Genomic DNA, 7,487 nt, shown 5'->3' on the forward strand with positions numbered 1-7,487 from the left:
ATTCGAGGACGCGGAAGTCGATACGCTGCTCAATCCGGTGTTGATTATCGAAGCCCGGTAGGTTGGGGTGAGGAACGAACCCCAACGATCGGCGGCCGGGATGTTGGGGTTCGTTCCTCACCCCAACCTACGGGCTACGGGCTGTCCAACGCTCCATCAGCCTGCCCGAGGGGACCGGTGAATTCGCCACCAGTGTCTGTGCCTCACCGCATCCTACATTGATCTCGTGGCCGGAATACGGCCGTGATCATCGTCCCGGCCGGTACCAAGGCGTCGCGCACCGGTCGAGGCTTTACCGTGAAAGTCGCGCAGCGACCCTGTGGGAGCGGCGTCCCGCCGCGATGGGGCCGGGCGCGTAGTTGCAGATCACCGCGGCACCGCATCGCGGCGGGACGCCGCTCCCACGGGGGACATTCATCTTCCGGGGCGGCTGATTTCCCTTCCATGGCCGTTAGCCATCAGTTATCGTGTTCGGTGCCGATGAGGATCTATCAATGAGAACACCCTTTCACCAACTGCCGCGCGCCCATGGTCTGGCGTTGGGCAGCGGCCGGTTGCGGGTCGAGCCGACGGATTTCGTGGTGGATGAGCAACTCGGCTTTGCTCCGGACGGCGAGGGCGATCACCTGCTGTTGTGGGTGCGCAAGACTGACACCAACACCGAATGGGCGGCGCGGCGGTTGGCCGAGGTCGCCGGGATCGCGCAGCAGGACTTGGGCTATGCCGGGCTTAAAGATCGGCGGGCGGTCACCAGCCAGTGGTTCTCCCTGCCGCGCCCGCGTGATCGGGACCCCGACTGGTCGGTGCTGGCCGCCGAGGGGATCGAGGTCCTGGCGGTCCATGCGCACCGCCGTAAGCTGCGTCGCGGCAGCCTGGCCGGCAATCGCTTCCGTATCCTGGTGCGCGAGTGGGCGGTCGACCGGGATCAGCTTGCCGACCGCGGTGCGGCGATCCGCCTCAAGGGCGTCCCCAACTACTTTGGTGAACAGCGCTTTGGCCGCGATGGTGCCAATCTGGCCCGCGCCGATGCCCTGTTCCACGGTGCCATCCGCCGTCCTTCCCGTCATCAACAGGGTCTCTGGCTCTCCGCCGCCCGTTCGCAGATTTTCAATGACGTGTTGGCCGAGCGTGTTCAGCGCGGCGATTGGGATCAGCCGCTGCCGGGTGACTGTCTCAACCTGGCGGGCAGCCACTCGTTTTTTCCGGCCGAGGCCATCGACGCGACCTTGATTGAACGCTGCGTCCGTCTGGATCTCCACCCCACCGGCCCGCTGTGGGGCCGCGGCGATCCGCCCACCGGCGGCGCGGTGCGCACGCTGGAAGAGGCGGTTGTCGCCGGCCTTCCCGGCTGGTCCGCGGGCCTGGCCCGCTTCGGCCTGGAGCAGGAGCGGCGCGCGCTGCGGCTGCCGGTGCCGGATCTCGCGTGGGTTCAGGCCGAGAACGGTTGCGAGCTGACCTTCCAACTCCCTGCCGGGGCTTATGCGACCGCGGTCTTGCGTGAACTGCTGGAGTGGACGCAGGGCGGTGACTTGTGAGCGCCTGTTTTCGCTCTGAACCGGGCCGGTTCAGGCGCCGCGCCAGGTGGTCCGCGGTCCCGCTCGCACTTGCCGTTGCCGTCGGCGCATTCGCCCAAGACCCCGCGGCATCCGGCGGCATGGACGCGCCGATCGTGGTCCCAGGGACGAACGGCCCCGCCCCGGCGGACCAGACGCAGACCGCCAAACCGGAGCTGATGCTCGCCGAGGTCTACACGCCGGGCATCGACCTGTCTGACTACTGGGTCAGCGAGAAGCTCGACGGGGTGCGCGCCTATTGGGACGGTCAGCATCTGATCACCCGTGCCGGTCACCGGATCGCGGCACCGGACTGGTTTACCGCCGGGTTTCCCGCGGTGCCTTTGGACGGGGAGCTGTGGCTGGGGCGTGGTGGTTTCGAGACCCTGTCCGGCACCGTGCGTCGGCTGGAGCCGGACGCGGATGCCTGGGCCAAGGTGCGTTACATGGTCTTCGATCTGCCGACTTCACCGGACCCGTTCGGCCGTCGGCTGAGCGCCTTACGCGCCCTGCTCGCCGAGTGCCCAAGCCCCTATCTGACCGTCGTCGAGCAGTCGCGGGTGGCCGACCACGCGGCCTTGATGGCCCGGCTCGCGGCCGTGGTCCGGGACGGCGGCGAGGGGCTGATGCTGCATCGCGATTCCAGTCGCTACCGCGGTGTGCGCTCGGCCGACTTGCTCAAGGTCAAGCCCTACGAGGACGCGGAGGCACAGGTCATCGGCCATCTTCCCGGTGAGGGCAAATACGCCGGGATGCTCGGCGCCCTGCTGCTGGAGGACACGGACGGGTGCCGGTTTCGCATCGGCACCGGTTTCAGCGATGCCCAGCGCCGCGACCCGCCGCCGCTCGGCAGTCTGGTGACCTATCAGTTCCACGGGCGGACCGAGCAGGGGCTGCCACGGTTTGCGAGCTTTCTGCGGGTGCGCGAGCTTCCTCAAGGAACCATTCAGGAATAAGCGAAACGAGTCCATTAGCGCGTTCCATTGCGCTTTATGCCTCCCCCCAACGGTCGATGGCAGCCGCTAGATCCATGACCCAGATTCCGCGGCGCCACTCGTAGGGAGTGTCGACCGGGGCGATGACGGTGGCGGCATCCGCTTGCAGTTCGGCGACCAGGGTGTGGAAGCCTCGGGATGGTTGGGGTGCCTTCGAGAGCTTGATTTCGAAGATCAGCCGCTCCTGACCCCGCTCCATGACCAGATCGACCTCGGCGCCGTTGCCGGTGCGCAGGAAAGCCGGCCGCCAGCGCGGCATGACCGCCAGCAGCTGCTCGATGACGAAGCCCTCCCAAGACTCACCCACCTGAGGGTGAGCCAGGAGGTGATCGAAGTCCACAATCTCCAGGAGCGCGTGCAGGACGCCGCTGTCGCGCAGATAGATCTTGGGTGAACGCACCAGACGCTTCTTGAGATTGGCGTCGAAGGGGGCCAGCAAGCGAACCATGTAGGTCTGCTCCAGCACGCCCAGATAGCGCTTGAGGGTCGGAACCGACAGGTCCATGACCCCCGCCAGTTTGCTGTAATTCACGGTTTGCCCTTGGTAGTGGGCGAGCAGTCGCCACAGTCGCTCCATCAGCGGCAGGGGTAGATCGAGCCCTAGGGCCGGAATATCCCGCTCCAGGAAGGTGCGGATGAAGTCCTGGCGCCAATCGACGCTGTCGCGCTCGTCACGCGCCATCAGGCTGTCCGGGAAACCACCGCGGACCCACAGCGTCTTCCAGTCCGTGCGGGTCGCGACCTCGGTCAGCAGGAAGGGTGTCAGTTCCAGTTGGGCGACGCGGCCGGCCAGAGTCTCGTTCGCTTGGCGAATCAGATCACGCGAGGCGGAGCCCAGAATCAAAAAGCGTCCGGGGCGACGGTCGCGGTCGATCTCGGAGCGCAGGGCGGAGAAAAACTCAGGGAGCAACTGGATTTCGTCCAGGCACACCAGGCCGGCGCGGTGATGCTCCAGGAAGATCTCGGGTTCGGTCAGGCGGGCGCGATCGGTGCGGTCCTGAAGGTCCAGATAGACGGCATCCAAGGGCGCCAGAATATGCCGGGCCAGGGTGGACTTGCCGCACTGCCGGGGGCCCAGGATGACTGCCGCCGGGGCGCGTGACAGGGCGCGCTGCAGCGCTGCTTCGGCGCGGCGGGGAAGGTAACCATGCATTTCGATCAATCCTATTACTGATTTGCATGGTTGTATCGGGTGCTGCTCGGGCTGTCAACCCTCCACCCGATTCACATCCACCGCCACCGTCAGCTCATGCGAGCCGCCGCCGTAGAAGATCCCGCGCATGGGGGTCACGTCGTGGAAGTCACGGCCGAGCGCGGTGGTGATGTGCTGCTCGCCGGGAATCAGGTTGTTGGTGGGGTCGAAATCGACCCAGCCCAGTTCGGGGACCAGCACGGCGAACCAGGCATGCGATGCGTCTGAGCCCTGGAGTTTGGCCTGGCCGGGGGGCGGCAGCGTTTCGAGATAGCCGCTGACATAGCGGGCGGCAAGCCCCAGACCGCGCAGGCCGGCGATGGCGATATGGGCGAAGTCCTGGCAGACCCCGCGCCGATGCTCCATGACCTCGGCGATCGGGGTGGCGATGGTGGTGAAATGGGGGTCATAGGCGAATTCAGTGTAGATCCGTGCCATGAGGTCGCAGGTGGCCTCCAGGAGCGGCCGGCCGGGGGTGAACGAGTCGGCGGCGAAGGCGCGCGCGGCGGCGTCCAGGGGGATCTGCGGCGAGGGCAGGGTGTAGACCTGTTTGGTCGCCAGCCTGGGGTGTTCCCGATCGCCCAGCAGGTCACGCACCCGCTCCCAGGCGGGGGTGCGTGACAGGTCCGGGATGTTGGGTCTCATCACCTCGACTTCACTGACCGCGGTGACTTCCAGGGCCTCGTGCGGCTGCTGGATCGAGAAATAGTTTACCCGGTTACCAAAGAAGTCCTCGTGCTCGCGGTTGACCGCCGGCCAGGGGTCGACCCGCAGTTGGCTCAACAGACAGCGCTGATAGGGGCCTTGGCGGGGTTTGAGGTGGACGACGCTATGACAGAGCGACACGGGCTCCGCGTACTGATAGCGGGTCTGGTGGCTGATGCGGTACTTCATCATGCGTCCCTCACTTCACCACCCCGACCCGCCGCAGCAGGCTGTGGGGTTGTTCCTCGTGGCGGAAATACTGCCCGGTCAAGGCGTCTGAGATCGCCGCCAGGTCGGACTCCAGGTCCTTGAGCACGCGCTCCAGGATGATGCGCCGATGGGTGGCCGGGTCGGCTTGCGCCAGGGTGTCGATCTCGGCCAGACGCACCCCGGTCAGGCACTTCATCACCAGTTTCTGCGCCGGTGTGCGCCCCACCGCCAACTCGCCCTTGGGCATCTCGGTGACCAGCTTTTCCAGCGCGATCAACTGATAGGCCAAGGCACGCGGGTTGCCTTCATCCTGCAGCACCAGATCGAGCAAGGCGCCGACACGGGTGCCGGCGCGATAGCGGCGGCGGTAGGTGATGGTGCTGTCCGTGACCCCGAGTACGGCTTCGATCAGGGTCGCTTCATCCAGTTCGGAGTTCAGCGGGGTCAGGGTCGAGCGCAGCAGTCCGGCCAGGGCCGCGCCGCGCTCCAGCCGGCGTCCCGTCTCCAGGAAATGCCAGCCCTCGTTGTGGGTCATATTCTCTTGCGTCAGACCGGAGAAGGCGACCAGCGAGGTCACCAGCGGGTCGAGTTCATCCAGCGCCTGTGACGGCTGAGTCGGCGGGTTGCCGGTCAGGGCGTGCAGCCGCGCCTCGATGTCGCTGACGATGCGCCAGGTGTCCACCGAGAGGCGCTCACGCACCGAGAACGCGGCCAACCCCAGGGCCTGCAGCGTCTGGGGCAAGCCGCCCAGCCGCGCCGGATCGGCGATCAGCGAGAGCAGTTCGGGCAGCGGGCTGCGCAGCCGGGCTTCCGCGCCGGCGCCGATGAAACCGGGGAACGCCTGGGTCTGATGCGTCAGGGCCTCGAGCAGTGACCGCATGAAATAGGTGCCCGGCTTGGCGGTCACCAGATCGGCCCGTTCGGACAGCTTGAAGATGGTCATGCGCAACAGCCGCACCAGGCCCTCGGCCCGCTCCGCGTAGCGACCGATCCAGAACAGGTTGTCGGCGACCCGACTGGAGACCTCGCTTTCCTGGGTCACGGTCGGACTCTGCGGTTCTCCGCTGATCAGCAGCGTCTCCTGGAGCTCCGGTTCCGAGGCGAGCACCCAGGCATCCTTGCCGATTCCGCCCAATTGGTTGCTGACCAGGGCGGCGCCGCCGGTGCCGAGCGCGACCCGTCCGAGCCCGCCGGGCATGACCGCGTAGCCGTCATCCTCGGCGCACAGGAAGGTGCGCAGCGTGATCGGACGCGGCTCCAGGTGTTGACCGATCAGGGTCGGGGCGGTGGAGGGGGTGACGCGCTCCTGGGCCACATAGCGGTGCGGGGCGGCCTGGATCGCGTGGATCAGGGCGGCGCGCGCCGCGGCATCCATCTCGGCCGGGAAGACACAGCGCCGGCCGGGGGGCTTGCCGGCCAGTTTGACCACCAGTTCATTCAGGTTGGCCAGCACATAGGTGCGCGCCTGCGGATCACCGCACCACCAGGTGGGGATGTCGCGCAGGTGCAGGTCCTCACCCATCAGGTGGCGGCACAGCCCCGGCAGGAAGGCCATCAGGCCCGGATGCTCCAGCACCCCGCTGCCGAGCGCGTTGGCGACCACCAGATTGCCGGCACGCACCGCCTGTACCAGACCGGGTACGCCCAGGTAGGAGTCCTCGCGCAACTCCAGGGGATCGCTGTCGCTGCTGTTGATGCGGCGCAGGACGGCATCGATGCGCTCCAGGCGCCCCAGGGTGCGGAGCCAGAGCGCGCCGTCGCGCACCGACAGATCCCCGCCCTGCACCAGGGTATACCCCAGGTAGTTCGCCAGATAGGCGTGCTCGAAATAGGCCTCGCTCTGCGGGCCGGGGGTGAGCACCACCACCCGCGTGTGGCCGTCCCGCCCCGGGGCGAGCCGGGTGAGGGTGCGGCGCATGGTGCGGAAGAATCCGGCCAGCCGGTGCACGTGCGAGTCGCGGAACAGGCTGGGGATGACCCGCGAGAGCACCACCCGGTTCTCCAGGGCATAGCCGGCGCCGAGCGGGCTCTGGGCGCGGTCGCCAATCACCCGCCACTCGCCGTCCGGCGTGCGGGTCAGATCGGCGGCATAGTGGACGAGCGGGCGCCGGCCGGCGACCTCGATGCCGTGACAGGGGAACAGGTACTCGGGATAGCCGTCGATCAGCTCGGCCGGCAGCAGGCCGCGCTTGATCAGTTCGCGCGGGCCGTAGAGGTCCAGCAGGATCAGGTTAAACAACTCGGCGCGCTGCATCAGGCCGCGCTCCAGCACCGCCCATTCCTCGCTGCGGATCAGCAGCGGCAGTAAATCCAGTTCCCAGGGCCGGGACATGCCCTTGGTGTCGCCGTTCAGGTTATAGGTGACCCCGTTGTCGCGAAACATCCGTGCCGCTTCGCGGTAGCGCTCCTCGATGCCCGCGGGACCCAGGGTGCGCAAGGCGTCGAGCAGGTAGCGCCACTGCGGGCGCACCTCGCCCGCGCCCGGCCGCATCTCATCGAAGCAGTTGGGGAGCGGCAGGTAATCATCGACCAGTCCAGGGCTGGCCAGGACTTCTGCGGCATTGGGAAGAGGCATGGACGGGGACTCTTGACGTGGACTCTTGACGTGTCACTTAGGGGTCGATTAGACACGGCGAAGGCGGGGGTGACAAGGCGCAAGGTTGGATCAGCCGCGTTTGTTATTGCGAGGGAGCGATTCGTGCTCGGTAGATCCCTTCCCGGAAATCACCTTACGCGCGGGCTGGTCTGGATCTGCTCCCCGGTTTGTCGCCCCGGTGATGCAGCGATGACTGTCTCCCGTGGGAGCGGCGTCCCGCCGCGATGCGGTGCCGC

At 67.1% G+C, this 7,487-nt stretch carries 5 protein-coding genes; 2 read left to right on the plus strand and 3 right to left on the minus strand.

The features are described 5' to 3' along the window. Positions 1-494: 494 nt before the first annotated feature. The gene (truD, locus tag QZY03_RS24910) at positions 495-1,535 is read left to right on the plus strand and encodes a tRNA pseudouridine(13) synthase TruD (RefSeq protein ID WP_295585626.1); all 1,041 of its coding nucleotides are present in this window, start codon (positions 495-497) and stop codon (positions 1,533-1,535) included. 119 nt (positions 1,536-1,654) lie between these two features. Continuing rightward, a complete protein-coding gene (locus QZY03_RS24915; protein WP_295585628.1) occupies positions 1,655-2,509 on the plus strand; it encodes a DNA ligase in 855 nt (284 codons plus the stop codon). Positions 2,510-2,543: 34 nt separating this feature from the next. Here QZY03_RS24915 and QZY03_RS24920 read toward each other — a convergent pair whose 3' ends face one another. The 3 genes from QZY03_RS24920 to QZY03_RS24930 are packed head-to-tail and all read right to left on the minus strand — an operon-like array spanning position 2,544 to position 7,230. Continuing rightward, a complete protein-coding gene (locus QZY03_RS24920; RefSeq protein WP_295585631.1) occupies positions 2,544-3,701 on the minus strand; it encodes an ATP-binding protein in 1,158 nt (385 codons plus the stop codon). Between the two features lie 54 nt (positions 3,702-3,755). After that, a complete protein-coding gene (locus QZY03_RS24925) occupies positions 3,756-4,634 on the minus strand; it encodes a transglutaminase family protein (protein WP_295585635.1) in 879 nt (292 codons plus the stop codon). A 10-nt stretch (positions 4,635-4,644) separates the two neighbouring features. Further along, entirely contained in the window at positions 4,645-7,230 is a 2,586-nt protein-coding gene (locus QZY03_RS24930; RefSeq protein WP_295585633.1) for a circularly permuted type 2 ATP-grasp protein, read from the minus strand. Between the last annotated feature and the right edge of the window lie 257 nt (positions 7,231-7,487).

Source organism: uncultured Lamprocystis sp., from assembly GCF_903933125.1.
In the GTDB taxonomy this organism is placed as follows: Bacteria; Pseudomonadota; Gammaproteobacteria; order Chromatiales; family Chromatiaceae; genus Thiodictyon.

What these genes read in the sequence shown, in the direction of transcription:
- truD (WP_295585626.1), top strand. Translation starts at nt 495, where the DNA reads ATGAGAACACCCTTTCACCAACTGCCGCGCGCCCATGGTCTGGCGTTG.
- QZY03_RS24915 (WP_295585628.1), top strand. Translation starts at nt 1,655, where the DNA reads ATGGACGCGCCGATCGTGGTCCCAGGGACGAACGGCCCCGCCCCGGCG.
- QZY03_RS24920 (WP_295585631.1), bottom strand. Translation starts at nt 3,701, where the DNA reads ATGCATGGTTACCTTCCCCGCCGCGCCGAAGCAGCGCTGCAGCGCGCC.
- QZY03_RS24925 (WP_295585635.1), bottom strand. Translation starts at nt 4,634, where the DNA reads ATGAAGTACCGCATCAGCCACCAGACCCGCTATCAGTACGCGGAGCCC.
- QZY03_RS24930 (WP_295585633.1), bottom strand. Translation starts at nt 7,230, where the DNA reads ATGCCTCTTCCCAATGCCGCAGAAGTCCTGGCCAGCCCTGGACTGGTC.